This window comes from Fibrella rubiginis, assembly GCF_017353185.1.
GTDB classification, from domain to species: domain Bacteria; phylum Bacteroidota; class Bacteroidia; order Cytophagales; family Spirosomataceae; genus Fibrella; species Fibrella rubiginis.
The window spans coordinates 217,066-242,088 of sequence record NZ_JAFMYV010000011.1 but is presented as its reverse complement, the minus strand read 5'-3'; the positions used below and the strand labels follow the sequence as shown (position 1 = coordinate 242,088).

The 25,023-nt window shown below is 53.9% G+C and carries 26 protein-coding genes; 15 read left to right on the top strand and 11 right to left on the bottom strand.

Annotation, left to right across the window (positions count from 1 at the left end; genetic code table 11):
- Positions 1 to 155 precede the first annotated feature (155 nt).
- Positions 156 to 587 (top strand): DUF2141 domain-containing protein, encoded by a 432-nt coding sequence (locus J2I47_RS20655; RefSeq protein WP_207366501.1) that lies wholly within the window; start codon positions 156 to 158, stop codon positions 585 to 587.
- Between the two features lie 84 nt (positions 588 to 671).
- Positions 672 to 1,187, top strand: coding sequence for a DUF2480 family protein (locus J2I47_RS20650; protein ID WP_207366500.1), 516 nt, complete (start codon positions 672 to 674; stop codon positions 1,185 to 1,187).
- Positions 1,188 to 1,298: 111 nt separating this feature from the next.
- On the opposite strand, the gene J2I47_RS20645 is transcribed toward J2I47_RS20650, so the two are convergent.
- On the bottom strand, positions 1,299 to 1,532 hold the full coding sequence (locus tag J2I47_RS20645) for a PspC domain-containing protein (protein WP_229374824.1): 234 nt from the start codon (positions 1,530 to 1,532) through the stop codon (positions 1,299 to 1,301).
- A gap of 332 nt (positions 1,533 to 1,864) precedes the next feature.
- On the opposite strand from J2I47_RS20645, the gene J2I47_RS20640 reads away from it, so the two are divergent.
- On the top strand, positions 1,865 to 2,062 hold the full coding sequence (locus J2I47_RS20640) for a cold-shock protein (protein ID WP_207366499.1): 198 nt from the start codon (positions 1,865 to 1,867) through the stop codon (positions 2,060 to 2,062).
- A gap of 196 nt (positions 2,063 to 2,258) precedes the next feature.
- Here the strand turns inward: J2I47_RS20640 and lysS are convergent, their stop codons facing one another.
- Positions 2,259 to 4,043 carry a lysine--tRNA ligase gene (lysS, locus tag J2I47_RS20635; protein WP_229374822.1) on the bottom strand — a complete coding sequence of 595 codons (1,785 nt, stop codon included), beginning with the start codon at positions 4,041 to 4,043 and terminating at the stop codon, positions 2,259 to 2,261.
- Between the two features lie 210 nt (positions 4,044 to 4,253).
- Here lysS and J2I47_RS20630 point away from each other — a divergent pair, with 210 nt between their 5' ends.
- A complete protein-coding gene (locus J2I47_RS20630) occupies positions 4,254 to 5,105 on the top strand; it encodes an SPFH domain-containing protein (protein ID WP_207366497.1) in 852 nt (283 codons plus the stop codon).
- A gap of 105 nt (positions 5,106 to 5,210) precedes the next feature.
- Entirely contained in the window at positions 5,211 to 5,402 is a 192-nt protein-coding gene (locus J2I47_RS20625; RefSeq protein WP_207366496.1) for a type II toxin-antitoxin system antitoxin, read from the top strand.
- Positions 5,403 to 5,411: 9 nt separating this feature from the next.
- On the opposite strand, the gene J2I47_RS20620 is transcribed toward J2I47_RS20625, so the two are convergent.
- The 3 genes from J2I47_RS20620 to J2I47_RS20610 all read right to left on the bottom strand — a co-directional run bounded on the left by J2I47_RS20620 (position 5,412) and on the right by J2I47_RS20610 (position 8,250).
- Positions 5,412 to 6,116, bottom strand: a complete 705-nt coding sequence (locus J2I47_RS20620; protein WP_207366495.1) for a hypothetical protein — start codon at positions 6,114 to 6,116, stop codon at positions 5,412 to 5,414.
- Between the two features lie 321 nt (positions 6,117 to 6,437).
- Positions 6,438 to 7,220 carry a type III pantothenate kinase gene (locus tag J2I47_RS20615; RefSeq protein ID WP_207366494.1) on the bottom strand — a complete coding sequence of 261 codons (783 nt, stop codon included), beginning with the start codon at positions 7,218 to 7,220 and terminating at the stop codon, positions 6,438 to 6,440.
- A gap of 85 nt (positions 7,221 to 7,305) precedes the next feature.
- A complete protein-coding gene (locus J2I47_RS20610; protein ID WP_207366493.1) occupies positions 7,306 to 8,250 on the bottom strand; it encodes an alpha/beta hydrolase in 945 nt (314 codons plus the stop codon).
- Between the two features lie 260 nt (positions 8,251 to 8,510).
- Here J2I47_RS20610 and J2I47_RS20605 point away from each other — a divergent pair, with 260 nt between their 5' ends.
- Positions 8,511 to 9,839, top strand: a complete 1,329-nt coding sequence (locus tag J2I47_RS20605; protein WP_207366541.1) for a vanadium-dependent haloperoxidase — start codon at positions 8,511 to 8,513, stop codon at positions 9,837 to 9,839.
- A 134-nt stretch (positions 9,840 to 9,973) separates the two neighbouring features.
- On the opposite strand, the gene J2I47_RS20600 is transcribed toward J2I47_RS20605, so the two are convergent.
- Entirely contained in the window at positions 9,974 to 12,025 is a 2,052-nt protein-coding gene (locus J2I47_RS20600; RefSeq protein WP_207366492.1) for an IPT/TIG domain-containing protein, read from the bottom strand.
- Between the two features lie 216 nt (positions 12,026 to 12,241).
- On the opposite strand from J2I47_RS20600, the gene J2I47_RS20595 reads away from it, so the two are divergent.
- Entirely contained in the window at positions 12,242 to 13,774 is a 1,533-nt protein-coding gene (locus tag J2I47_RS20595) for a P-loop NTPase family protein (protein WP_207366491.1), read from the top strand.
- Positions 13,775 to 13,821: 47 nt separating this feature from the next.
- Here the strand turns inward: J2I47_RS20595 and J2I47_RS20590 are convergent, their stop codons facing one another.
- A complete protein-coding gene (locus tag J2I47_RS20590; protein WP_207366490.1) occupies positions 13,822 to 14,466 on the bottom strand; it encodes a response regulator in 645 nt (214 codons plus the stop codon).
- A complete protein-coding gene (locus tag J2I47_RS20585) occupies positions 14,429 to 16,378 on the bottom strand; it encodes a tetratricopeptide repeat-containing sensor histidine kinase (RefSeq protein WP_229374817.1) in 1,950 nt (649 codons plus the stop codon). Before J2I47_RS20585 ends, J2I47_RS20590 begins: the two co-directional genes overlap by 38 nt.
- Positions 16,379 to 16,513: 135 nt before the next feature.
- On the opposite strand from J2I47_RS20585, the gene J2I47_RS20580 reads away from it, so the two are divergent.
- The 6 genes from J2I47_RS20580 to J2I47_RS20555 all read left to right on the top strand — a co-directional run bounded on the left by J2I47_RS20580 (position 16,514) and on the right by J2I47_RS20555 (position 18,887).
- A complete protein-coding gene (locus J2I47_RS20580; protein ID WP_207366489.1) occupies positions 16,514 to 16,912 on the top strand; it encodes a hypothetical protein in 399 nt (132 codons plus the stop codon).
- 29 nt (positions 16,913 to 16,941) lie between these two features.
- Positions 16,942 to 17,397 carry a YybH family protein gene (locus J2I47_RS20575; protein WP_207366488.1) on the top strand — a complete coding sequence of 152 codons (456 nt, stop codon included), beginning with the start codon at positions 16,942 to 16,944 and terminating at the stop codon, positions 17,395 to 17,397.
- A 60-nt stretch (positions 17,398 to 17,457) separates the two neighbouring features.
- Positions 17,458 to 17,892 (top strand): hypothetical protein, encoded by a 435-nt coding sequence (locus tag J2I47_RS20570; protein WP_207366487.1) that lies wholly within the window; start codon positions 17,458 to 17,460, stop codon positions 17,890 to 17,892.
- Positions 17,893 to 18,022: 130 nt separating this feature from the next.
- Positions 18,023 to 18,382, top strand: coding sequence for a DsrE family protein (locus J2I47_RS20565; protein WP_207366486.1), 360 nt, complete (start codon positions 18,023 to 18,025; stop codon positions 18,380 to 18,382).
- A gap of 21 nt (positions 18,383 to 18,403) precedes the next feature.
- Positions 18,404 to 18,577, top strand: a complete 174-nt coding sequence (locus J2I47_RS20560) for a DUF1059 domain-containing protein (RefSeq protein ID WP_207366485.1) — start codon at positions 18,404 to 18,406, stop codon at positions 18,575 to 18,577.
- Positions 18,578 to 18,623: 46 nt separating this feature from the next.
- A complete protein-coding gene (locus J2I47_RS20555; protein WP_207366484.1) occupies positions 18,624 to 18,887 on the top strand; it encodes a hypothetical protein in 264 nt (87 codons plus the stop codon).
- 14 nt (positions 18,888 to 18,901) lie between these two features.
- Here J2I47_RS20555 and J2I47_RS20550 read toward each other — a convergent pair whose 3' ends face one another.
- The gene (locus J2I47_RS20550) at positions 18,902 to 20,815 is read right to left on the bottom strand and encodes a sensor histidine kinase (protein WP_207366483.1); all 1,914 of its coding nucleotides are present in this window, start codon (positions 20,813 to 20,815) and stop codon (positions 18,902 to 18,904) included.
- A gap of 144 nt (positions 20,816 to 20,959) precedes the next feature.
- Here J2I47_RS20550 and J2I47_RS20545 point away from each other — a divergent pair, with 144 nt between their 5' ends.
- Complete coding sequence (locus tag J2I47_RS20545; protein WP_207366482.1) at positions 20,960 to 21,394, top strand: YybH family protein; 435 nt, start codon at positions 20,960 to 20,962, stop codon at positions 21,392 to 21,394.
- Positions 21,395 to 21,406: 12 nt separating this feature from the next.
- Here J2I47_RS20545 and J2I47_RS20540 read toward each other — a convergent pair whose 3' ends face one another.
- Positions 21,407 to 22,762: a thioredoxin family protein gene (locus J2I47_RS20540; protein WP_207366481.1), complete on the bottom strand. Its 1,356-nt coding sequence runs from the start codon at positions 22,760 to 22,762 to the stop codon at positions 21,407 to 21,409.
- 205 nt (positions 22,763 to 22,967) lie between these two features.
- On the opposite strand from J2I47_RS20540, the gene J2I47_RS20535 reads away from it, so the two are divergent.
- Positions 22,968 to 23,564: a GDSL-type esterase/lipase family protein gene (locus J2I47_RS20535; protein WP_207366480.1), complete on the top strand. Its 597-nt coding sequence runs from the start codon at positions 22,968 to 22,970 to the stop codon at positions 23,562 to 23,564.
- A gap of 91 nt (positions 23,565 to 23,655) precedes the next feature.
- Here the strand turns inward: J2I47_RS20535 and J2I47_RS20530 are convergent, their stop codons facing one another.
- Complete coding sequence (locus J2I47_RS20530) at positions 23,656 to 24,891, bottom strand: hypothetical protein (protein ID WP_229374815.1); 1,236 nt, start codon at positions 24,889 to 24,891, stop codon at positions 23,656 to 23,658.
- Positions 24,892 to 25,023: the final 132 nt, after the last annotated feature.

The window sequence follows — 25,023 nt, the reverse complement described above, 5'->3', positions numbered from 1 at the left end:
TTCGGTAGGAGATTACGTACTCAGAAGGGAAAGTACGGTGGTTTCTACGGATAGGCTTCCTGTTTACCCCAAAGTCGTGCTATTCGTCCCTTCGGTTTGGCTGGCGTGGGGGGCAGGTCTATTTTTGAACCATACCAAAAAACGCACGTATTGCCATGAAAACGCTCCTTTACATCCTTAGTTGCCTGCTATCACTGCTGTTAACAAAGCCCGTTCAGGCCCAGACAAAAACCCATACGTTGACATTCACCATAAAAAATCTGGAGCAACGACAGGGTACGATTCATGTAGGCCTGGTAACGAAAGCCGAAAATTTTATGGGTAAATCGGAGATAGATACCATAGTGGCCGTACCGGCCAGCGGGCCGGTGACGATCACGTTTGCTAACCTCCCCACCGGAACCTACGCCGCCCAGCTTTATCAGGACGTTAACAACAATAAACAAATGGATATGGCGGGCAGCAGGCCAACGGAGCCGTTTGGCTTCTCGAAAATCGCGATGCTGATGGGGCCGCCCAGTTTTGAGGCCGCCTCCTTCGCGCTGGCCGAAGATACCGAGCTGAAAATTGTGCTGTTGAGTTTGTAATGTTTAGCGGGTGGCAACGGGCTGTGCGCCCACTCCGCTAAACACGTCCCGAACCAATGTCCCTTGCCCCGTCGTTTCCCGCATATGGAAGCAGACGTTATCATCAATCGGGTAGCCAGCAGTGGACTGGTCACGCTTGATCTGGAAGACTATTATCATCCCGGCGAGCGGGTGGTCTATGACCTGAAAGACAACCTCTTTATGGGGCTTATTTTAAAGGAAAAAGATTTCCGGGCCTTTCTGAAAGAGCATGACTGGAGCCAGTATGCGGGCAAAAACGTGGCGATCACCTGCACCGAAGACGCCATCATTCCTACCTGGGCCTATATGCTGCTGACCCTGCAACTGCAACCCCATGCCCATACTGTTGTCTACGGGACATTGGATGACCTGGCCGAAAAGCTTTATTTCGATGCCATTGCAACCATTGATCCCGAGGCGTACCGGGGCGCGAAAGTAGTCGTAAAAGGCTGTAGCAAAGTACCCGTACCTACAGCCGCCTACGTCGAAATCACGCGGATACTGGCCCCCGTAGTGCAGAGCCTATTATTTGGGGAGCCGTGTAGTACGGTGCCGCTTTTTAAGAGAAGCAAGAGCTAAGAGCTAAGAGCCAAGAAACAAGAGGGGCTTCGCCATTGGACAATTATGTCTCATGGCGAGGCCCCTCTTGTTTCTTGGCTCTTAGCTCTTAGCTCTTGCTTCTTAACCTCTCTAAAACTCCCAAACCGTAGGATTAGCGTTGCGGCGTATGTGTGTGCGCATTTCGAGCCAGAAAGCGGCGATCAGGTAGAGGATCACCGGCGAGCCGAGCGTGAGGCAGGAGGTATAAATAAAATATAGACGGATGCTGCTGGCGGAAATGTTCATCCGCGCACCCAGCCGGGCGCAAACACCGAAGGCCTGCTGCTCGACGAAATAACGAAGCTTATTGATTCCCTGATCCATTGTCTGTGGTATGCTGATGTTGGCTTGCCAAACCGATTGTGTACAAAAATAGCGCTTGGTGGCCGCTTATTAGGACCGTATGCTCATTTGGCCAACGGTGCTTCGCCTAAACTACTCATTTTCGGCGAGCTTTCGTTTTGTCACTTGAACTAATTTTTTATGTTTGTGTTTCGTCAACGTGAATAAACCGAAGGGTTTTTGACACGTTTTCTCTACAAAGTTCAGTGCGTTTTACCCGGTACGCCGTCTTGCGTGTGCATTGGTTCCTGTTTCGCGTGCTTTGTTAGTCGTTATGTTGACAATTTTTACCAATTTAATTTCTACCAATTATCATGCAAACAGGTGTGGTTAAATTCTTCAACGAAAGTAAAGGCTTCGGCTTTATCGTTGACGACGCTGATGGCCGTGACATTTTCGTTCACATTACCGGGTTGAACGGTGCCACTATCCGCGAAAAAGACCGGGTTGAGTTTGATGTCGTTGAAGGCAAAAAAGGCCTCAACGCCGTTAAGGTGCGTAAGGTTGACTAAGCAGCCCTAAACGTAAAAAGCCCCCAACCGCAAGGTAGGGGGCTTTTTGCTTTTAAAAGGGTTTAAGGTTTAACGTCTAAGGTTGCTTCGCCCATGTCAGACGGAGCGTTGCTCCGTTTTTACGCTGGAATAAACGGAGCAACGCTCCGTCTGACATGGGCGAAGCAACCTTAGACGTTAAACCTTAAACCCCCCTTCAATGCCCCGTCCATTGATGTACCTCCGTCATACTTGGCATGGGTACGTCGGTCATTTTTAGCTTCTTACGCACCCCACCGAGGTCGTTGAAGAGCTTATTGGGGCTGGCTGTGTGGAGTTGCGCTACGGTCTGGTAACCCAACTTCTGCAGGGCCGGCACCCACGCTTCGGGAACGCCCGCCGCCACGAAATCGGCTTCGGTCGAGATGTCTTCTTTCTTTTCGGGGCGCATCTGCGGGAAAAACAGTACTTCCTGAATGCTGGCCTGATTGGTCATAATCATCGCCAGCCGATCAATACCCAGGCCGACACCCGCCGTGGGAGGCATACCATATTCCAGCGCCCGCAAAAAGTCTTCATCCATCGCCATCGCTTCGTCGTCGCCGCGTTTGGCCAGTTCAAGCTGCTCTTCAAACCGTGCCCGCTGATCAATGGGGTCGTTCAACTCAGAATAGGCGTTGGCGATTTCTTTGCCATTGCAGATAGCCTCAAACCGTTCCACCAGCCCCGGTTTGCTACGGTGCTTTTTGGTCAGCGGCGACATCTCGACGGGGTAATCCGTAATGAACGTGGGCTGAATCATGTTCGGCTCACAAGCCTCGCCAAACAACTCATCAATCAGCTTCGATTTACCCATCGACGCGTCGGTTTTGATGCCACGGCTTTCGGCGGTTTGGCGCAGTTCGGCTTCATTCATCGCCGACACATCCACGCCGGTATATGCCTGAATGGCCTCGAACATGGTGTATCGTTTCCAGGGACGTTTGAAGTCGATGACGTTATCGCCGACGGTCACCTGGGTGGTGCCCGCTACGTCGATGGCCACTTTTTCCACCATCTCTTCAATGGTGTCCATCATCCAGTTGTAGTCTTTATAGGCTACGTAAAACTCCACCTGCGTAAACTCCGGGTTGTGGGTCCGGTCCATACCCTCATTACGGAAGTCTTTGGCAAATTCGAATACACCGTCGTAGCCGCCTACAATCAACCGCTTAAGGTACAGCTCGTTGGCAATGCGCAGGTACAGCGTCATGTCGAGCGTATTATGGTGCGTCTGGAACGGCCGCGCCGTAGCTCCGCCGTGGATGGGCTGCAAAATGGGGGTTTCCACTTCCAGATACCCTTTGCCGCTTAGGTACTGCCGGATTGAGTTGACCAGCTTTGAGCGTTTGATGAACACCTCGCGCACCTGCGGATTCACGATCAGGTCTACGTAGCGTTGGCGGTAGCGCAGCTCAGGATCGGTGAAGGCGTCGTAGGTTTCTTTCTCGCCGGTGTCTTCATTCACTACTTCTTTCACCACCGGCAGGGGCCGCAGTGACTTGGTCAGCACCTTAAACGACCGCACATAAATAGACAGCTCGCCAGTTTGGGTAGTAAACACATTGCCTTCCACGCCAATGATATCACCGATGTCGAGAAGCTTCTTGAACACCGTGTTGTACATCGATTTGTCGTCGCCGGGGCAAATGTCGTCGCGCTTGAAATAGAGCTGCATCCGACTGGTGCTATCCTGCATTTCGGCGAAGGCTGCCGCGCCCATGATGCGGAATCCCATAAGCCGACCGGCCAGCCGCACGGTCCCCCAGGTAGAGTCTCCGGCAAAGTCGAGGTGTGATTCGTAGCCGCCCTGTGTTTCCTGTCCGGCTTTGTCGGCAAAGGCGTCGCGGATTTGGGTAATGGTATGGGTCACGTCGAAGAGGTCGGCGGGGTAGGGGTCAATACCCATCCGCATCAGTTCTTCGCGTTTGTTTCGTCTGTTTACTTCTTGTTCGCTTAGCATCAAAAGATACCGGCACCCCGGCAATAGTATCGAAAAATCAGGGTGCAAAAGTACGTTAGCTACCCCCGATTTCCGAAAAAGCACTTATTTCCTGAAGTAACTCTCCTGTTACCGTCCAACAACAAACTAACCCGCTGGTCTAAAAATCAGCGGGTTAGTTTGTTGTTAAGCAATACTATTGTGCTATCCTTTTGATAACACATCTGAACCATGACTGAAAAATCGATTACCTCTGCTTCGGGTTATTTATTTTTGGCAGCGGCCCTCCTCTGCCTCTTGCTGGGCATATACCTGTTCACCCAACTCGAAAGCGTCATTTTAGCGGGCCTGCTAACGCTACTGGCCCTTTTTCTGTTTAAAGGTCTCTGCATCATTTATCCCAATCAGGGTGTAGCCGCCACGTTCTTCGGCGATTACGTGGGGACGTTGAAAGAAACGGGCCTGCGCTGGATCAACCCGCTTTACAAAGCAGAAGCCATTAGTCTGCGGGCGCGCAACCTGAACGGGCAAACGCTGAAAGTGAACGACAAAATGGGCAATCCCATCGAGATTGCCGCCGTGGTGGTATGGCGCGTGGTTGATACGGCGCGGGCACTTTACGACGTAGACAACTACGTGCAGTATGTGCAGATTCAGGCCGAAGCGGCGGTGCGCAGCCTGGCAGGTTCTTACGCCTACGACCACATGGAAGATGAAACATCGTCGGTAACGCTACGCGACAGTACGGGACAGATCAACGAATACCTGGAACAGGAGCTGAATGAACGCCTGGCCCGCGCCGGAGTGGAGGTTCACGAAGCCCGCATTAGCCACCTGGCATACTCGCCCGAAATTGCGGGGGCTATGTTGCAGCGGCAGCAGGCGTCGGCGGTGGTATCGGCCCGGCGGCTGATTGTGGAAGGGGCCGTGGGCATGGTAGAAATGGCCCTGGCCCGGCTGGCCGAAAAGAATGTGGTGGAACTCGATGAAGAGCGCAAAGCCGCCATGGTCAGCAACCTGCTGGTGGTGCTCTGCGGCGAAAAGAATGTTAATCCTGTGGTGAATGCAGGATCGCTTTATTAGTGGTAAGTGGTGAGTGATGAACGGTGAGTTTGCTTACGCCTACATAATTGCTTTGGCGTAAGCAAACTCACCGTTCATCACTCACCGCTTACCACTCTTTTACTTATGGCTGAAAAGAAAGGATTTCTGTTGCGGATTAGCCCCGAAACGCTGGCTGAACTGGAACGCTGGGCGCAGGCCGAGTTCAGGAGTGTGAACGGACAAATCGAATACCTGCTGGCTGAGGCCCTACGGAAGCGCAAAAAGAGTTTGCCGAAAGACACGAGAGATACCGAAAAAGACGAACCCGCCAGTTGACGTGGGGGGCTATTCCTGTGCGCTGTTAATACCTGCCGCTGGCTCTACCGATCCACTTTCCGGAGTTTCTTCCTCTGTGGCTACTGCATTTTCATCGGCCTTGATTTTCAGGTAATTGTACTGATTGATGAGCATTAGCTTTGCCACAGTAGACGTAATGTCCAGTTGGCGTGTTTTAACGTAATCGCCGAGAGGCCCACTAAACTCACTTTGCATTTGAGGCCAAAGGTCCGTGCTAAAATGCTGGAGGTCTGTTACTTGCGTATCATCCAGGACTATATAGTCAAAATTGTCATAATCCTTGATCATCTCCCGGTCGCTGCCGAACAGAGACGGGCGGCCCATCTTGATAAATTCGTGCGCGTGGTGCAACCGACGATACACCGATAGCTTACCAACGGTACATTCTTCCATAAATACAAACCGCCGCGTATCGTCGGGACCAGCGAAAGCTATGGCGCTGAATCGCCGCAGGAGGTTCTGCTCGTCATCGAAGTAAGCAAATGAACGAACGCGACTGGCCGAGTAGGCTTTGGCTGTGCCGTCGGAGATTTTTACCCGCAATACCTCGGCCTTCCAGTTGTAGTTGAGCTGACCTTCTATTCTCTGGCCATCCGGCAAGGTTACGTAGCCGTTGTTCCAGACATCATTACTGCCCCATGCAGCAGTCAGCGACAGGCTCCAGATCAGGAGCAGAAGAAAAACATGTTTCATAGTTGTTGAGCGTTTTTATATACCGATACCGCCAGAGGTAGTATCGTATCAGGTGTACGTCAACAGGGATAAAGAAAGTCGTGCCAGCAAAAAGGCACCTTATTGTATGGCCTGCTACTCTGTGCCAACAAGTTTGTGAACGTGCGGCAAAAAGGGCCTCTATGGCTTAAAATTCTGCTTTTAGTGCGGCCTGAGCCAGTTGATTAACCAGGCAGAAATAAAGCTGCTATGCGCAAAATAAATTTACTAAACACTTGTCTATCATGTAGTTGGGGAGCGATCTCTACGATGTAGTAGAATAACAAACGAGGTGATGATGCCTCAGACCCGATGTCCCTCGGCGGGTACGTAGTCGCCGATGAGCCGTATGCCGTCGAGGGTAAGTGAGGGCACTACGGCCACAAACTCATTGTGCAGACTTGGAATGGCCTGCGAAAGCCCGCCCGTAGCCACGGCAATGCAGTCGCCATTTAGCTCAGCGCGGATGCGGGCAATCATGCCACGCACCAGACTTTCGTAGCCCATGACTACCCCTGCCTGAATCGCCAGCACGGTATTGGTGCCCAACGCTGAGGCGGGCATTTCAATGGGTACTTCGGGCAGTTGCGCCGTGTTGGCAAACAACGACCGAATAGCCGTTTTCAGGCCGGGTGTGATGGCAATGCCCAGCATTTTGCCCGTAGCCGACACCGTTGTAAATGTTAATGCCGTGCCAAAATCGACCACCACACAGTTCTGTTTAAACTGCGACAGTGCAGCCACGGCGTTGGCTACCAGATCGGTGCCAACTTCCTGCGGGCGCACCACCTCAACGGGTAGGTATGGATACACGCCAGGTCCCACCACCACGGGCATCACCGCAAACAGTTCGGCCACAGCTTCGCGCACGTTGCTGGTGAGGGCTGGCACTACGCTGCTAATCACCGACCGGTGAACACTGCTTAGGGGCAGGTCGGCCTCCAGCAGCCACATACGTAGTTGGCGCTGATAAAACGCGGCCGACTGAGCCGGGCGGCTGGGTACGCGCCAAACGTGTTGCCAGGCATCATCGGCATAATAGCCAACCACAATATCCGAATTACCGATGTCGATGGTGAGGGTCATTGGAAGGAGGAACAAGAAACAAGAAGTGAGAGACAAGAGGGTTGAACGAAAGCCTTGGCTCTTCTATCTTGCTTCTTACTTCTTTTTACCGGTGAAAACTCTTGCCAATGAAGTCCAGCGCGTCGGGGAGGCCAGTGCGCCAGTAGCTCCAGGTGTGGGCACCGTCGCGAACGCGGTATTCATGGGGAATTTTGCGGTCCAGCAGCGTCATGTGCAATTGCGCATTGGCGGCAGACAGGAAATCGTCGTCGCCACAGTCGAGGTACCAGCGCACTTTCTTAAGATCACCCTCTGGTGCCGAGGCTGCCAGCACCATGGGGCTGTTGCGTTTGTAGTGTGCTGTCAGTCGGGCTTCGCCCGTAACGGGACCGCTAAACAGAAAGCTAAATACGTTGTTGTACCGGTCTTCAGGCGTGTTCACGATGTCTTTATCCGTAAACACTGCCGCGCTCAGGGCCGCACATGACCCAAACAGATCGGGGTGGTGCATAGCCAGCAGCAGCGACCCGTGGCCCCCCATCGACAGGCCCGATATACCCCGAAATTCGCGCTTCGTGCGGGTGCGGTACGTTGAGTCGATATGCGGGATGAACTCGGTCACAAACATGTCTTCGTAGCGGGTCTTGTTCTGGTAGTCGTTCATGTACCAGGTTACGCCGGCGTCGGGCATGACCACAATCATGGAAGGCAGGGTCCCCTTGCGCACACCTTCGTCGATGATGTGGTCGGCTTCGCCAAACTGCGTCCAGCCGGTTTCATCATCCGAATAGCCGTGGAGAAGATAAACCACCGGGTAACGGCGGTTGGAAGTGTAGTAGTCTGGGGGTAGAATGACCGAATAGCGCACGCCCCGGTTCAGCAGGGAGCTATTGAGTGTAACGCCTTCCAGCAGGTGTGGCTGCGGAGCCGTCATCACCGGCACAGGGGCATTGGTCGTAACGGTAGGCATGGCGTTTAACCGCCGCCGTGATTGCGCCAGGCCACTCAGGCTATAGGCCGTCAACAGGCATAGGAACAGGTATCGTAGCATCGTGCAAAAGCAGGTTAGGGATAACGTAGAGCGCGAATTAAGGCCTTTTCGTTGTATTTTCTTTTACCGGGTCCAAGAGAAAAGGCGCAGAAGGTCAGTCTGCTTTTGGCCTCGTTTTTGCTAAATAGTTGACTGACTGTATCCTGCCGATGAACACAGGCAACGTACAAACTCTTTTTATGACGCAACAACCACCTTTCCCTTTACGGCCATCTGCTCAGTCAGTTGCCCGAAAAAAACGCGCACTGCCCGTCATACTTATGGCTGTGGTAGTGCTTCAGGCGTGTCGTCCGGGTGAAATCACAACGCCAGTGACGCCCCAGGTAACGAACGCTACCACCTATAGCAATCAGGTGCCCCTTGGCTGGAGCGATATGCACCTGAAACTGATTCGCAACAGCCCCGGCTTTACGCCACCTGTGGCTTCGCGTACGTTTGGGTATGCGGGTATTGCCATGTACGAAGCCGTGGTGGCCGGCATGCCGGCCAACCAGTCATTGGCCCGGCAACTGCAGGGCCTGACCAGTTTGCCCGTTACTGAAGCTAACAAGACCTACAACTGGGCACTGAGTGCCAACGCCGCCCAGGCCGAGGTGCTGCGCGGGCTGTTCGCAAACACGAGCGCTGCCTACAAAAAGCGTATCGACTCGCTGGAAACGCTCTATACCGACCAGTTCAAAAGCTCTGATACGGAACAGGATGCCCGCTCGTTGGCCTATGGGAAAGCCGTTGGTGCCGCTGTGTTCGACTGGTCGAAAACGGACGGTGGTCACGAAGGCTACAGCCGCAATTTCCCCACCGACTATGTAGTACCGACAGATCCGGGTGCCTGGCAACCAACCGAGAATGGCCGTAAAATACCGATGCAGCCCTACTGGGGTAAGAACCGGACATTTCTGAGCAGCACTCAAACGCTGCCTATGCCCATACCGCTGCCCATGTCTACACTAACTACGTCGAGCTATTTTGCGCAGTATCTGGAGGTATATGCCAAGAATACGAGCCTGACACAGGAGGAAAAAGAGATTGCCGTTTGGTGGGCCGACGACCCCAGCGAGACCTTCACACCACCCGGCCATTCATACAACCTGGCCCGCATTGCCGTTCTGGCCGACAAGGCCAATCTGGCCAAAACGGCCGAAACATTTGCCCGCGTAGGTATTGCCGTTTCTGATGCGTTTGTGGCCTGCTGGAAGTGCAAATTTGCCTACAACAACGAACGGCCCTACACCTTTGTGCGCCGCACCATCGACCCCAACTGGGTGCCGTTTTGGCCAGCTCCACCATTTCCGGGATTCTCGTCCGGCCATTCAACGCAGTCAGCCGCTACGGCTATTGTGCTTACCGACCTATATGGCTCTGCGTTCTCCTTCACCGACGATTCGCACGTAGGTCGGATGCGGGATGCCAAACGGAACACCGATTTTAAAGCACGGTCTTACCGGTCATTCTGGGAAGCCGCCGAAGAGTCGGGTTGGTCGCGCATTCTGGGTGGCATTCACACCCGGCAGGACAACGAAGCCGGCCTGAAAGAAGGACGCCTTATTGGGCAGAACATCAACGCCCTGCGCTGGAAGGCGATGCAATGAATTAGTTTAACGTTTAACGTTTAATGTCTAACGTCTAGGCGACCCCGTCTAAAGTTGGCTGACGCCAGAGTACAGGTGCGTGCGTCAGCCAACTTTAGACGGGGTCGCCTAGACGTTAGACATTAAACGTTAAACTAATTCGTCACCCCAAATGCCTCCAGCGTACAGATCGTGCCGGCGGGGGTGGTGAGGCAAACGGTGCCGGTGGTAGCGTCGGGAGGTAGCGTGGCAACCAGGGTGTTACCTACCAGTCGGAACGTAGCGGGAGATGAGTTGCCCGCCCCGAAACGTACCTCTGTCACGTCGGACAGGTGTTGGCCGGTGAAGGTTATTTCTGTACCTGTTTTGCCGGTTTTTGGCGTAAAGGCCAGCCCGCTTACCAACTGATACACGTTGAATTTAGCTACCGAGCAGGCAATCCCGGCCGGGTTTGTAAGGCAGATGGTGCCGTCGGTGGCGTTGGCGGGAATGATCACCCGCAGTGACGTAGCTTCTTTGCGGAACGACGCAGATAGTGAAGCCCCGCCCCCAAACCGGACGTCGGTCACGTCGTCGATCACCTGACCCGTCACCACGATTTCGGCCCCTGCTTTGCCGCTTGCGGGCGTGAAGGCAATATTTGTCACGGGCCGGATGGGGGTAAACAACTCAGACGGAAACACTTCGGGCGCGTCGGTGGTAACAGTAAACTGACCCGTCTGTGCGTCGTTGGGCACGATCACCCATAGTTCGGTATCCTCGTTGCGGCCATCGTTGACGGCAGGGGCGGCGGCACCGGCAAACTGCACTACCCCATCTTTCAGGTTCTGCCCTTTCAGCACCATCCGCCGCCCCACGGCCGCCCGTCGGGGGTAATCGGTGACCACAGGTGTTTGCACCACGGTGAGCGACTTGGTCGAGGTGGTGGTGCCCGCACGATTCGTTACGGCAATGGGACCGGAAGTGGCATCTGTTGGCACAAAAAATTGAAGATCAGTGCCTTCTGTGCGTGTGTGAACGCTCACAGGCTTGCCGTTGAGCGTTACCTGGGTGATGCGTGTGAGGTTTTGCCCTGTCACCGACACCAGCTTGTTTTTACCACGGCGCAGTGGTGAAAACGTCAGGTTAGCTGGTGGCAAAATATACAGGAACGGCTGGCTGCTCACCGAGCCACCCAATCCGCTAAGCGTGATGGCTACTTCGCCGGGTAGCGTGCGGGCAGGCACTGTCACCTCCACCTGGGTGTCGCTCACTACGCGGAACGTAGCCGCTGTCGTGCCGAAGGTCACGCTCGTTACGTCGAGGAAGCTCAGGCCCGTAATGAGAAATTTATCGCCCACAATGCCCTCCGTTTGCCCCAGACCGCCAGTAGTGATGGTTGGCTGGTTAGCGATGTACATACTGTCGGCGCTGGTGCCAATGAGCTTGTCGAACGTAGTGACCGAGATGCGGCCTGTGCTGGCTTCTTTGGGAATGACACCTTTAATCTCAGTGTCGGTAATGCGGATGGTGGCGGGGTCTACCAGCGCACGATTGATCCGCACGGTGCCGTCGGTAAAGTATCGGCCCGTGATGACAACCTCCTGCCCGGCGCGGCCCCGTTTGGGGGTAAAGCCCGTGATCTCGGGTGTGCCTGCCACCAGGTAGGGAAACCGAAACTGGCCACCTTCGGTCGTGATCACCAGGGTAGACTGCCCTCTGTTTAGCCTGGTCGGGATGATGACCTGCACTTCAGAGGGCGACACCACCGTAAACGAGGTGGCGCTGGTGGTATCGAATTTAACGCTTTGAATACGGTCCAGGTTTTCGCCCAACACACGAATTGTGGCACCGGGAGGGGCATTGGCCGGTGATACGTTGCCCAATGCGGGCTGTGGCTGCAATACCGTAAACGACAGCGGCGGCGTCATCCCCTGGCTGTTGGCTACCTGAATCTGAGTAGCACCGGTGGCCACGCGGGGCACGATAACAATGAGTGACTGGTCTGTCTTCGACTGAATAGCGGCTTCTACGGCGGCTTCGGCCTGACCAAACGTAACGCGGGGGGAATCGCCAAACTGAGCGCCTTTAAGTTCAACGGGTCGGCCAATTTCGTACCGGTTTGGTGATACGGCCCAGAGTTCGGGTGGGTACTGTTCTACCTTGCAGCCCCAGGCTACATACACTAAAAGAAGACACCAAAAGAAACCAGGTAACTCGTTTTTCATTAAGATCAGGACTAGCTAAGCGTAACCAAATTTAGCCCATTTACGTGGGGGTGCCAAATGCCCCCGCCCCCAAACCATTTGCCGGAAAAGGCTGTTTCGTTTAATGAACAATGTATAATGAACAATGTACAATGGCTTCGCGTCAGCCTACTCTCACGTGAGCAACCATTGTACATTGTTCATTATACATTGTTCATTAAGAAACTCCCCCAACGAATGAGTTACCACAACCTGAAAGCAAAGGAATTATTGGCCATAAAAACCCTTGGCGAGCTGAAAGCGGCCGGGTATCAGCCCAGGGCAATCAAACAGGAACTTCGCGAGAATCTGATTCAAAAGATCAGGGCAAAAGAAACGGTGTTTCCCGGTATCTGGGGCTACGAGGAAACGGTTATCCCCGATGTGGAACGGGCTATTTTGTCCATGCACCACATCAACCTGCTGGGGCTGCGCGGACAAGCCAAAACCCGAATTGCCCGTCTGATGGTCAACCTGCTGGATGAATACATTCCGGTGGTGTCAGGCTCTGAGCTGAATGATGATCCCATGCAGCCCCTTTCGCGGTTTGCCATTGATCTCATTGCCGAACATGGCGACGCTACGCCTGTTTCGTGGATGCACCGCGCTGACCGCTACACCGAAAAACTGGCTACGCCCGATGTATCAGTCGCTGACCTTGTGGGCGACGTTGACCCCATCAAAGCGGCCACGTTGAAACTGCCTTATTCTGATGAGCGCACCATTCACTTCGGCCTTATTCCCCGTTCGCACCGGTGTATTTTCGTGATCAACGAATTGCCCGATTTACAGGCCCGTATTCAGGTGTCTTTGTTCAATATTTTGCAGGAAGGCGATATTCAGATTCGAGGCTTTAAGCTGCGCCTGCCGCTCGATATTCAGTTTGTGTTTACGGCTAACCCTGAGGACTATACGAACCGGGGCAGCATTGTAACGCCGCTGAAAGACCGGATTGACAGCCAGATTGTGACGCACTACCCTAAGAGCATCGAGACGGGGCGGAAGATTACCCAGCAAGAGGCCGTAGTGAAGACCGAGCAGAAAGGCCTGGTGAAAACCAACGACCTGGTAGCTGACCTGATCGAGCAAATTGCCGTGGAAGCCCGTGAGAGTGAATACGTCGATGCCAAGAGTGGCGTGTCGGCGCGGATGACCATTTCGGCCTACGAAAATCTGCTGTCTTCGGCCGAACGCCGCACGTTGCTCAACAGCGAAAAAGAGACCTACGTGCGCATTGCCGACCTGTACGGCGTGGTTCCGGCCATTTGCGGTAAAGTGGAACTGGTCTATGAAGGCGAGGTAGAAGGCCCCGTCATTGTGGCCCAAAACCTGATCGGTAAGGCCATCCGTACCCAGTTTCTGAACTTCTTCCCCAACCCGGAAAAGGCCAAGAAAGACAAGCGCGGTAACCCGTACAAAAAGATCACCGACTGGTTTGGCGACGGCAACACGATGGACATCCTGAACGACCTGCCCAACCGCGACTACGAAAGCCGCCTCCGCACCATCGACGGGCTGGACGATCTGGTGGATCAGTTTCATCCGCGTTTGAGCAAGCAGGAACGGTTGTTTATGATGGAATTTGCCCTCCATGGCATTGCCGAATACTCACTCGTAGGCAAGAAAGCTTTAGACACCGGTCTGCAATTCAAAGACTTAGTCGGCTCCATGTTCGACCCCACCAAGCATTTTGGCGAGGAAGAAGATGAGGATGACGACGACCGGTATTAAGAGATAATAGACCCCAGATTAAGCTGCTTAATCTGGGGTCTATTCGTTTATATCCCATTTTTGATCGCAAATTGAACCAGCTCGGTCACTTTGCTGATACCCAGTTTGAAGTGAATATTCTTCCGGTGCGTTTTCACCGTTTCGGGGCTGAGGTGAATCTTGTCGGCGATCTGTTCGTTGCTGAGGCCCTCCCGGATCAGGGCTATAATTTCAACTTCCCGGAAAGTTAAATGCAGTCGGCTGGCAAACTGATCACCAAAAGGGTCTTCCGGCGGCGACGTGAGGTTAGGTACGTTTGCATCGAATGACGTGCCGCCGTTCAGTACGTTTCTGATGGCCCGCAGCAAATCGTTGGTGCTGGCATCCTTCAGCAAATACCCCTGTAGCCCCACCCGGCGAGCCTCGTCAAGTAGTTTAGGCTGATTATACATTGTCAGCATCAGAATCCGCACCAGCGGAAAGTCACTCAGAATGGCCCTGCCGAGGTCAATGCCGTTAACACCCTGCAGGTTGATGTCCAGTAAAATCAGATGTGGACTGGTACGCTGAACGGCATGGATTGCCTCACTCGCCTTAGACACCTGCCCACAGACCGTCAGGTCGGGCTGCTCATTGAGCAAACTTTTCAACGCATCGTTGAAAACGCGATGGTCATCAATTAGGAGAATGCGGGAGACTGGTTCGGGCGGCATACATCGGCGACGGATAGGGAATATCCAGAACGACGAGTGTACCGGCTTCGCTCACTTCACGCCATAACGTTGCGCCGATATACTCGGCCCGTAAACTACTATTTTTCAGTCCAATACCTGTAGACTGAGTAGATTTTGTAACTGAGCGGTTGCCCAGCCCGTCGTCTTCCACCGTAATGGTCAGTTTATCGGTATGGTAAAGCAATTGCACCGCGGCCCGCTGGGCCTGGGCGTGTTTATGGATGTTCTGCACCAACTCCGACACAATGCGATAGGCGTTTAACTCGATCTCCAGCGGTAGCCTCGTTTCCTGCCCCGAGAGTACAAAACTGAACTGGGTGGGTTGCGGCGGCTGGTTGCGTACGAGTTGCTCCAGAGCGGGGGCCAGGCCCAGACGGGCAAATTCGGGGGGCATGAGGTTGTGGGAAATACGCCGCAGATCGTGACCGCTTTTTTGGATGAGGGGTTCGAGGTCGTCGAGGTCTTGGGCAACTTTGGGGTCATGGAGATGCTGCCGGATGTCGGCCAGGCGTCGGCGGATGGTGGCGAGTGTACCACCTAGATCGTCGTGAAGGTCGGCGGCAATGCGCTGACGTTCAGCATCCTGCGTATCAATGATGCGCGTGTTGGTATCGCGTTTTTGCTGCATCAGCGCCAGTTGGGTGGCAATAGCCTGTTTACGGAGCCGACCTGAGTAGAGTAGCAGGCCAACCAGGCAGATGAAAAACGCGAACCCACTGCCTAAAAACAGCAGCCAGGCCCGTTGCGTCTGGTTCTGTTCCTGGAGGGCACGGTTCTGCAACGCCCGAATCTGGTTTTGCTGTCGTTGGCTGGCCAACTGCGCCTCAATGTCACTAAGCCGACGGCTGGTGTCATCTATCTTCAGCGAGTCGCGAACGGCCAGATACCGTTGCTGATAGGCGTAGGCTTTGGCGTAGTTTCCCAGCCCGGCGTAAATCTGACTCATAGCCTCATAATGGCCAATGTGGTCGAAGAGCGTTCGTTCGCGCAGGTTGGTTTCGTACTGACGTTGATACACCAGTGCCTGCCGGTAGTTCCTTTTTCGCAGATAAAACACGCCAAGCTCGTAGATCACCACGTAATGCAGGTAGGTGGCGTATGTGCCCTGATCTGTGTTGCTGATGCTGAAAAACTGGTTCAGGTAGGGCCACGCTTTGTGTGCCTGATTGGTTTGCAGATAGCAAATGCCGAGATAGGCCAGATTGGTCCGGTAACCACTGAGGTGTTGGTGCTTGGCCATCAGCGGCTGTTCGGCCTCATAAAAAGGCAGGGCTTCGGCGTACTGTTTGCGGATGACGTAGTAGTCGCCCATCAGGTTGTAATACTGATGGATGTTTTCAATGTCGTTATACCTGCGGGCAAGGCCAAGTGCCTCCTTCATATAGGTTGTGGTCTGTTGCCAGTCGGTCCGGGTCACGTTCTTTCGGTAAGCAAAACAGGCCGCCAGATTAATCAGGGCTATCCCCTGTTCATGGGGCAGGGGATGAAGCTGGCACCGCCCAATGGCTTCTTTGTAAAGTCTGATAGCCGCCACTTTATCACCGAGGTAGGATATAGCATCGGCCCGCCGAACGGCGGCTATAATCAGCCCGGCTGCCCAGTTATGCCGTGCGGCCACCCGGTACATCGAATCGGGCAGGATGAGCATCGTTTGGGTTAGCTCGGTAAATGGTCTGTTCAACGAAAAGTAGTGGTACCGATACCGGTCGAGGGCAAAGAACAGGGCCGTGTCGCGTTGGAAACTGGCTGGCTGTGCCTGCAGGTGTTGAGCTGTGGCACGCAGCGAATCAATCAGGACTAGCCGACGGGCATTGGGTATGAACATATACTGGGCCTGCGCCGCAGTAAGCCCAAGGCTCAACAGGCACCCGAAATAGCACAGGCGGTTCATGAAATAGACGAGCTAATGTACTAGTGATCAGTACAAAAGAAGCCGATAGTGTAGTCAATAAAAATACCCCAAAGGCGGTATGGTGGGAGACAAATGAGGAAGCAACCTTTGTCAGGTCCTATAAACACCACTGTCATGAATCGTACTATGTTTATTACGCTCGTCAGCCTCTACGGCATTCTGATCGTCTTGGGAATGCTGATTGCACCTCAGGCCATGCTTCAGGTCTATGGCATTCCGGCACTGGACAAGTTTCACATCGCCCTGTTTCAATTGATGGGCATGCCTATTCTCGGCCTGAACGTTATTGGCCTGCTGATTCGCAACGCCGAAACGGGTCAGGGGGTGCGGGCCTATATGACCGGCCAGGCCGTCAACCTGATTGGCTTTAGCCTGCTGAGTATCTATCACGTAATTGTTCATGGAATACCCAGTTCCACTTTTTTCGTGGTTGACACCGGTTGGCGGGTGGTGTTGGGTTTAGGCATGGTCTATTACCTGATGCGCCTCAAGCCGGTGGCTAATCTGGCTTAAAGGGCTTTTAGATCAAAAGAGGGATAGCCATGAAATGCCAGCGCTACTTTTTATTGCTCATGTTGCTCGTGAGTAGCACGATTGGGTTTGCTCAGCGAAAAACAGATGAACTGGCTATTCGGGCCGTTTTGGAAGGCCATTCAGTAGCCTGTTTGGATGCGGACGCTGACAAAGCGGTGAGCTACTACGCGCACTCTCCCTACGTGGCTACTGCGTTCAGCGAGCCGGGTTACCACCGAGGCTATGATGCCGTAGCGGCTGCCTACCGGAAAGAGTTTGCCAACGGCCAAAAAAGCCCGGATAAACTCACAACAAAGGCGTATCGCTACCGAATTGTGGGGAAGGCGGCGTTCGTTACGTACATCGAAACCTACACGAAACCAGATGGAACCAGCCGAACGTCGCACAAAGCAGGCTATTTGGAGAAAGAAAATGGCCGGTGGAAGCTGATTGGTAATTTCTGGATACCTGAACAAGCCCTCTGACAAATAAGGTCTACCAAGTAGTCAACCTTAATCAATTGCACTTTCAAATCCTGTCCACTCATGAAACGCTCTGCGCTGCTGGTGTTGCTTGTTGTATCTATACAAGCCTTTGGTCAATCAAAATCCCCTGCCCGCCCGATGGCCCGCTCCGGCGAAGGTGTGTGGGTGTGTCTCGACCCCATAAAAAAAGACAAGCGTGCCCAGTATGAACGCTTTCTGCACGATATTTTCTGGGCCGGCGCGTCTAAACTCAGCCCCGCCGACCAACGGGTGTTTCGTCAGACCCGCATTCTGCATCCCACTAAGGCCGAAGCCGACGGCACCTATTCCTATTTTTTTGTGATGGACCCGGTTATCAAAGGCGCTAATTACGACATCGAGAGCATGCCCACCAAGATGTATGGAAAGGATAAAGCCACTCAGTACTTCAAACTCTACACAACGGCTCATGCCCGCCCACAAGTGTTTTACGAAGTAACTCAATCGAAAGATTAACCCATTTTAATCTCCTCATGAGCATACTATTCTTTCAACCCTTACCCTGAAAACAGCTCTGGTCGCTCTATTCCTGCTTTTTACTTTATCGGTAACAGCCGTTGTGGGGCAGGCTAACCCGTCCAAAAAGATGACAATGCTCATACACATCACCTGCGGCCCTACCGATGCTACCCGCGCCGCGCTGGGTTTTCTGGTTGCCAGAACCGCCCTGGCCGAAGGGCATACCGTTACGCTCTTTTTGGCGGGCGATGCCGTCGTGCTGCTCCGCAATGCTGATTTAGACAAGGTGGAAGGCCTTGGTACGGGAAAGCTCCGCGAACACTACGAAGCCATCGCGAAAGGAGGCGGGCGGTTCTACCTGTCGGGTATGTCGTCGAAAGCGCGGGGCATTACCGAAGCTGATCTGCTGGGCAAACCCGCCGAATTTGCTATGCCCACGAAACTAGTGCAATTGGCCGCCGCCAGCGACCGGATGTTCACCTATTAATCTTAAAAAAAACCAATTGCTATGAAAACTCTGAAATGCCGCGACGCCGGTTTTGACTGTGACGCCCAGATTCACGCCGAAACCGACGAGGAAGTCCTCGCCCAGGCCGCCCAACACGCCAGCACGGTACATGGCGTAACCGTCACCCCCGAACTGGCCGGCAGCCTTAGGCCCCTAATTCGAGAAGCGGTGTAAGCACTGATTGGCGGCCTATGCTGTAATACTGTACCTTCGCGGCCTTATGAACCGCTTCGATCAACACGTTGAATACATCGTTACGCAGGCCAATTATCAGGTCGCGCTGAATAGCTTGCCTGCCACCGGTACGGATGGTCAACTCACCCACTCGGTGTCGGTGATGACCTACGAATATCGGCAGAACGTGAGTCAGACAATCAACGCAGGTAAATGGACCATGTGGGCGGTTAAACCTATGCCTATTGCTTTTTCGTGGCAAAATAATGCCTGGCAACCGCCCGCTAATCTGGTCGTGCGGCAAGATTGACACCGGGCCGCTCCTCAGTTAGGCGAATTTGGAAGGCTGGTTCGGGCGGCATACATGGGTGAAGGGTATGGGATGTCCAGCACGACGAGTGTACCGGCTTCACTTACGTCGCGCCATAGGGTTGCGCCAATATAATCGGCGCGCAGTTTGCTGTTTTTCAGCCCAATACCCGTAGACTGGGTAGGTTTTGTAACAGAATGGTTGCCCAGCCCGTCGTCTTCCACCGTAATGGTCAGTTTATCGGTATGGTAAAGCAATTGCACCGCGGCCCGCTGGGCCTGGGCGTGTTTATGGATGTTCTGCACCAGTTCCGACACAATGCGATAGGCATTAAGCTCCACGTCTAACGGAAGCTTTATTTCCTTCCCTGACTTAACAAAGCTAAACTGCGTAGGCTGCGGCGGCTGGTTACGTGCCAGTTGCTCCAGGGCGGGGGCCAGGCCCAGACGGGCAAATTCGGGGGGCATGAGGTTGTGCGAAATGCGGCGGAGGTCATCGCTGCTTTTCTGAATGAGGGGCTCTGCCTCAGCAAAGGCGCGTTGCGTGTCGGCATCGGTGGTGTGTTGACTGATGTCGGCCAGGCGTCGGCGGAGGGTAGCCAGGGTACCACCCAAGTCGTCGTGAAGGTCGGCGGCAATGCGCTGGCGTTCGGCTTCCTGCGTCTGTATCACGTCCGACTGCAACTGATGATTCTGGATTTCGAGCTGTTGCCGGGCGTTTTGCAGCAACTTTCGGCGGTAGAGCCAGCCTACGGAAAGAATCGTGAATTCAACCAGCAGCGCAATGCGCAGGGCCACCATATCGGGCAGGGGATTCTGAATAAGGCCGAAGTTGATAAGCACCGCGTTGATGGCAAAAAAGCCCAGCACCGCCGACACCGCCCCGACCAGCAGCCACGCCAGCGCGTATTTTCGGCGAAACGCATCGGCCAGGTACGTTGCCCATATAACGGCATAACCCCCAAAACAAACAAAGCCCACTGCATACAGCAGCCGCGCAAGCAGGTCATTATCCGTAATGTGTGCCCACTCGACCCAAAAAATAAGGCCGCAAATAACGATCATGGGAATGCCTTCGGGCCAGCGGACTATGAGTGCTTTTTTGGCGCTGGCCGATACCGTCAAAAACCGCCTGCTGAACATGACGAAGGCCCCGAAACCCAGGTTGAGCCAATGCACGATGGTGGTGATCCGATCGAACCAGGCCAGTGAATCGGGCAGGAAAGCCCCCCAGCCGTCGTTGAGCAGGGCGTAGGCCGACAGGCAGACAACGTAGCCTGCGTAGAGGATGTAGATCGTCCGTTGGGAGAAAACAAAGGCGATAGTAACGCCCCCCAGAATGGCCAGGACTACGCCCGCAAACATGGCCCAGCCCCATAGATCGCGCTGTTGCACAGCCAGGAAACGGTTAGGTGTGTAGAGCCGTACCCCAAACTTCAGCGCGTCGCCGGGAATAACCCAGCCCCGCACCCAGACGGTAGTGGTTTGACGGGCAGGCAGGGGTAGGGCATACAGAAAATAGTGGTGGTTGACGGGCGCCAGCAGCGTGGCCTGATCGCGGTGAGAAGCAGGCCCCCGCAGCCGTTGCAGTGGGCCATTGTCGGCCCGTACCCATACCCCCACCGAATCCATAAAGTGGGTGGTCAGTTCGAGCCACAGCGTCCGGGCTTGTTCGGACCGGACCGAAAACCGCGCCCAGCCCGTAGCTGACCCCCGCCCGTAGTTGATGCTCTCTGCCGATTGCCAGTAAGCCAGGTCGGCGGGAAGCGCATCTGCCGACGTGAGCCGGTCGGCGGGCCGAACAAGTTGGTAGAGAAACGGCTTTTCAACGCTAACGCTTTCAAAATCAGCCGGCAACGGCAAGATTGTCTGGGCACGACTGACCAGCGACAGTAGTAGAAACCAACCAATATGCCAGCCTGATTTCATGAGCAACAAACCGTATGTACGTGGGTATGAACAAAGTACGGCGATAAACCGGTTTTGAAAAATACCCCGAAGGCGGTATGGTGGGGGAGTTGGTTGGTGGGCAACTTTGTGTTGTTCTATTCACACCTTGTTACTCTTTTTGCCATGAAAACGCGCTCTATTACTTTCCTGCTTTTGGTATTTATCTCGGCTCAGACAATTGCTCAGACGGTAGACCCCGCCATTGTGGCGGCCAACAAAACGTTTATGCAGGCCTTCGGGCAGGGGGCCACCACCATGGGCACCTTCTACGCCACCGACGCCCAACTATTTCCACCCAATGGAGCCGTCATCACCGGTAATACCGCCATCGAATCGTTCTTTAAAGGGGCGTTTGAGTCAGGCATAAAGAAATCCACGCTGGAAACCACCTCGACGGAAAAAGCTGGTGACCGCATCATCGAAACGGGGCAATATACTCTGGCCGGTGCCGATGGCAACACGATGGATACGGGTAAGTATATCGTGGTCTGGAAAAAAGAAGGCAGCAACTGGAAGCTCTATCGCGACATCTGGAACACAAGCCAGGCAGCGAAGTGAGGTCAACCCTGACTACAGCGTACCCTCCTTCATTTTCCGCAACGACGTTTCCAGCGAGGCAGCCAACGGCGAACCAGTTCGCGCCTGTTCTGCTTTCACAGCTTTCTCCTGCCAGTCCAGAGCTTCTTCTTTGCGGCCCAGGCGGTAGAGTAGATGGGCGTAGGTGTCCATCAAACTAGGCTCTTCGCGAAATTCCAGTGATCGTTTCGACCAGGTGAGCGCCTTTTTCAAATAGGTAGTATCGCGGGTCATCTGGTAAAAATCCCAGGCACCGGTGTTTAACGCACTCACAAAACGTTGCGTGTTTGGGAAAGGTGTAAACGCCACACCCCCGCCCGGAATGCTATTCTGGGATGTTGGCGGTGGCATAACCCCACGCATCCGGCGCTGGTTGTCGAGGTTATCCAGATTCTGGATTGAGTCGACTTTGGCATTCATCAGATACTCGTCGTAATATGACGAAGCCCTTTGCAGGTAGGCCAACGTGTCTTTAACGCCCCGGAGATAGCGCAGATACACCCAGTCGGCATTTTGCCGCCCATTTTTTATGTCTGAACCGTACGTAGCCCGCCGGAAAGATGCGGTTCGGAGGGCCAGCCTCGTGTTCTTTTCCTTGATTGCCTTCTTAAGCGAGTTGTTGACAATCAGATTGTTATTGTTGATGGCGTTTTGCAGACCGACAGCACGGTAAAGGCTGTCGTAGCGGAACCGATTGCTCTGAAACACCGAATCGGCTGTACTGCCTACCACTGGCCCCTGCTCAAAGATGAAACGCAACAAGGCCGCCGACTGTAGCGAATCGGCGGGGAGCGCCCTGACGTATTCGTTTAATAAGTCGTTGGTTGTGAGTCCCATCTGTCGGCGTCGGACAATATATTGGCGCATTAGCGCCGACGACCGATCTCCTTTGCCGTAAGCGTCTATGATTGATTTCATGGGCCGCTCACGCTGGTTGGTCAGGGCCTCTTCGGCTTTTTCCAGGTAGGCCCGGTCGAAGCTGGTGCTGCCACAAAACCGCGCCAGTGGGTTTTCGTCCGTGTCGAGATAAATGGACGATGGCAGGCATTCTACCTCATACAGGTCGACGAGTTCTTTGCCAATGCCCGTGGTGCCGTCTATACGGTAGCTGATAAAATTCTGACCAAATTTTTCGCGGGTGAGGGGGCTGTTAAACGCCATAGAGGCTACGTCGGCGCAGCCATCACAAGCCCTGGTGTCGAAGTGCAGAAAGAGCAGTTTTTTCTGTTTACGAGCCTTCTTAACGGCGTCGGCCCATGTACCGGTTTCAAACACAATGCCTTGCGCGAGGCTAACCGTGGTCGTCAGCAGTAGTGCAAGTATCAACGAAAAGGAAAGACAACATTTCATACGTTGCATAGTATGGTTTAGTGATGCCAAGCTAGCTATTTTTAATTACTTCTGTTCGTAGTTCAAGCTACCGGTCAAGGTGAGGTGTTCGTGTGCTTTTTTTGCCCATACAATCAGTTCACACCCTTGCGCCGCCGCCGAAACAGTTAGCTTAGTAAACCAATGGTTGAACCCGTTACCCAATGGGGCGGGTTACATTACCAATATGAATTTGTTTGATGAAGAAGTACGTGCCCTGGAAACCAAGGCGCGGCAAAGTATGCCGGGGGGGACCGTTTTCTACGGAAGCTCGTCGATCCGGCTATGGACTACCCTACAGGCCGATTTTGGCCCGTTGCATCCTCTCAATCTGGGTTTTGGCGGGGCCACGCTGGCTGCCTGTGCCTGGCATTTTGAGCGGCTGGTGTTGCCCGCCCGTCCGGCTGCGCTGGTGCTCTATGCTGGTGACAATGACCTTGGCGAAGACCGTCAGCCCGAAGAAGTATGTCTGTTTTTTTGTGCCCTGGCCGAAAAAATTCAGGAGCACCTGCCCCACGTTCCGGTCACGTTTTTATCCATCAAGCCCAGCCCGGCCCGGTGGCATATTGTTGAGCCTATCCGGTTGGCAAACGCATTCATTGCCGATGCTATCAGCCGACGGCCTCAGTTTCAGTTTGTCGATGCCACCGCCGCCATGCTTACCCCCGATGGTAAACCCGACATGACCCTTTATGAAGCCGACGGATTGCACCTCAGCCCCGCTGGCTACACCCGATGGTATCAGCAGTTAGCCGGCAGGCTGAGCGCAGAGCAACGAGTCTAGTAACCAGCGCAGATAGATGAGCCTAAGCGTTACTGACGCAGTGTGCAGGCGTGGCACAACTCGTTATCCAGCAACGCTTAGGATTTATCTTTCACCGCTCTGCTTTTTGCTCTCTGATAGCCAGCAACGCTTCGCGGCCGGTGTTCCAGCGACGGATTATGTTGATCTCCCGCACTGTGGTAGGTGATTTGGCTATGTTGGCTTCCACAAAATAGTCGGGCATACGGGAGGTCATTTCATGCACAATGGCATCGATAGAACCACTTGTAATCAGATCTGGAAACTGCACCGCCAATTGAATAAGCGCGCGGGCAATAGACGCACTGTAAAATGCACAATCGATGTCCTGATGCCGAACAGGCACACCATCATGTAACCGTTGCAGGTTCAGCCCGCCGTCTTCGAGCTTGTCAGATACTGGTCTAGCGCCCTCTTCCTGGGGAAAAACCGCGTCGACCGTATTTCGGAACGTGTTCCACCAGGGCGGCTGACCATTTGGGGTAAGGGTATCGCAAAAAATAATGCGGAGGGGATTATTAGGCTGGCTGGGATGCATCACGAGCAGGGCAGCCCCCAGGTGGCGGTCGTTGGCGGCGTGACGGCGTTGCACCACAAAGCAGTGGAATTGTTCGTTACCAGCAGTTTGCAGCGTCTCCGTAGCCGTTTTTATGGCTTGCAGCGATTCGTGCATGTAGCCTTCTGTAACAGCGTATACAGGCATACCGTCTGCCAGTTCGGCTTCACGATGCAGTTGCCGGGCTAGGATATTCAGCGCCGTTTCGTCGGAACGCCGGGTGCCAAAATAATAGCCGATGTCTTCCCGAACAGTATGATCGAGGGGCAGGTCAGTCCAGCCAATCGAGTCGCCGTGAGCACCCTGCCGGCTGGTGGGACTATAGCGAAACGGAACTTCAAGGTGTTCGCGGTGGGCAGCGAGGTTGTAGATGCGCCGCTCGAATTTGGCCAGCAAGGGCTCGTAGGCATCCGGCTCAAAATAGACGTCAGTGCCCGACCGGAGCAGGTGTTTGGCAATGCCTTCGTGGGCCAGCAAGAGGGCCAGGGCATCGTCGTGGTGTTTGAAAAAGCTGCGCAGGGCACCTGTTTCAACAAATTCGTCCAGATCATGCGCAGCGTCACCGCTGGACAATTCATCGGGTAAGCTCGTTACCGTACCGTGACCGATCCAATCGCGGAGGTATTGTTTCACCAGTTCGTCGAAGTAGTCATTAGCCACTTCGGCGCGTTGTTTTGTATCTGTAGTGTAGCAAATGGGTTTACTCTCCATCGGTTCCTCCCCTTCGGAACTGATCGGAATGGGTACGTGCATAGTTGGGTAAAACGGTGGCTTAAGGTGATGAATTTGGTTTCCGGTGCAGGGTGTGTGGGCGGGAAGTTCCTACAAAGAAAACAGGTAATAAGGCTACAAAATTCATCGGCCTGAAAGACTTTTATGAAAGTC

Excerpts from the sequence above, each read along its gene's own strand:
- J2I47_RS20655 (WP_207366501.1), top strand. The coding sequence starts at position 156 with ATGAAAACGCTCCTTTACATCCTTAGTTGCCTGCTATCACTGCTGTTA.
- J2I47_RS20650 (WP_207366500.1), top strand. The coding sequence starts at position 672 with ATGGAAGCAGACGTTATCATCAATCGGGTAGCCAGCAGTGGACTGGTC.
- J2I47_RS20645 (WP_229374824.1), bottom strand. The coding sequence starts at position 1,532 with ATGGATCAGGGAATCAATAAGCTTCGTTATTTCGTCGAGCAGCAGGCC.
- J2I47_RS20640 (WP_207366499.1), top strand. The coding sequence starts at position 1,865 with ATGCAAACAGGTGTGGTTAAATTCTTCAACGAAAGTAAAGGCTTCGGC.
- lysS (WP_229374822.1), bottom strand. The coding sequence starts at position 4,043 with ATGCTAAGCGAACAAGAAGTAAACAGACGAAACAAACGCGAAGAACTG.
- J2I47_RS20630 (WP_207366497.1), top strand. The coding sequence starts at position 4,254 with ATGACTGAAAAATCGATTACCTCTGCTTCGGGTTATTTATTTTTGGCA.
- J2I47_RS20625 (WP_207366496.1), top strand. The coding sequence starts at position 5,211 with ATGGCTGAAAAGAAAGGATTTCTGTTGCGGATTAGCCCCGAAACGCTG.
- J2I47_RS20620 (WP_207366495.1), bottom strand. The coding sequence starts at position 6,116 with ATGAAACATGTTTTTCTTCTGCTCCTGATCTGGAGCCTGTCGCTGACT.
- J2I47_RS20615 (WP_207366494.1), bottom strand. The coding sequence starts at position 7,220 with ATGACCCTCACCATCGACATCGGTAATTCGGATATTGTGGTTGGCTAT.
- J2I47_RS20610 (WP_207366493.1), bottom strand. The coding sequence starts at position 8,250 with ATGCTACGATACCTGTTCCTATGCCTGTTGACGGCCTATAGCCTGAGT.
- J2I47_RS20605 (WP_207366541.1), top strand. The coding sequence starts at position 8,511 with ATGGCTGTGGTAGTGCTTCAGGCGTGTCGTCCGGGTGAAATCACAACG.
- J2I47_RS20600 (WP_207366492.1), bottom strand. The coding sequence starts at position 12,025 with ATGAAAAACGAGTTACCTGGTTTCTTTTGGTGTCTTCTTTTAGTGTAT.
- J2I47_RS20595 (WP_207366491.1), top strand. The coding sequence starts at position 12,242 with ATGAGTTACCACAACCTGAAAGCAAAGGAATTATTGGCCATAAAAACC.
- J2I47_RS20590 (WP_207366490.1), bottom strand. The coding sequence starts at position 14,466 with ATGCCGCCCGAACCAGTCTCCCGCATTCTCCTAATTGATGACCATCGC.
- J2I47_RS20585 (WP_229374817.1), bottom strand. The coding sequence starts at position 16,378 with ATGAACCGCCTGTGCTATTTCGGGTGCCTGTTGAGCCTTGGGCTTACT.
- J2I47_RS20580 (WP_207366489.1), top strand. The coding sequence starts at position 16,514 with ATGAATCGTACTATGTTTATTACGCTCGTCAGCCTCTACGGCATTCTG.
- J2I47_RS20575 (WP_207366488.1), top strand. The coding sequence starts at position 16,942 with ATGAAATGCCAGCGCTACTTTTTATTGCTCATGTTGCTCGTGAGTAGC.
- J2I47_RS20570 (WP_207366487.1), top strand. The coding sequence starts at position 17,458 with ATGAAACGCTCTGCGCTGCTGGTGTTGCTTGTTGTATCTATACAAGCC.
- J2I47_RS20565 (WP_207366486.1), top strand. The coding sequence starts at position 18,023 with ATGACAATGCTCATACACATCACCTGCGGCCCTACCGATGCTACCCGC.
- J2I47_RS20560 (WP_207366485.1), top strand. The coding sequence starts at position 18,404 with ATGAAAACTCTGAAATGCCGCGACGCCGGTTTTGACTGTGACGCCCAG.
- J2I47_RS20555 (WP_207366484.1), top strand. The coding sequence starts at position 18,624 with ATGAACCGCTTCGATCAACACGTTGAATACATCGTTACGCAGGCCAAT.
- J2I47_RS20550 (WP_207366483.1), bottom strand. The coding sequence starts at position 20,815 with ATGAAATCAGGCTGGCATATTGGTTGGTTTCTACTACTGTCGCTGGTC.
- J2I47_RS20545 (WP_207366482.1), top strand. The coding sequence starts at position 20,960 with ATGAAAACGCGCTCTATTACTTTCCTGCTTTTGGTATTTATCTCGGCT.
- J2I47_RS20540 (WP_207366481.1), bottom strand. The coding sequence starts at position 22,762 with ATGAAATGTTGTCTTTCCTTTTCGTTGATACTTGCACTACTGCTGACG.
- J2I47_RS20535 (WP_207366480.1), top strand. The coding sequence starts at position 22,968 with ATGAATTTGTTTGATGAAGAAGTACGTGCCCTGGAAACCAAGGCGCGG.
- J2I47_RS20530 (WP_229374815.1), bottom strand. The coding sequence starts at position 24,891 with ATGCACGTACCCATTCCGATCAGTTCCGAAGGGGAGGAACCGATGGAG.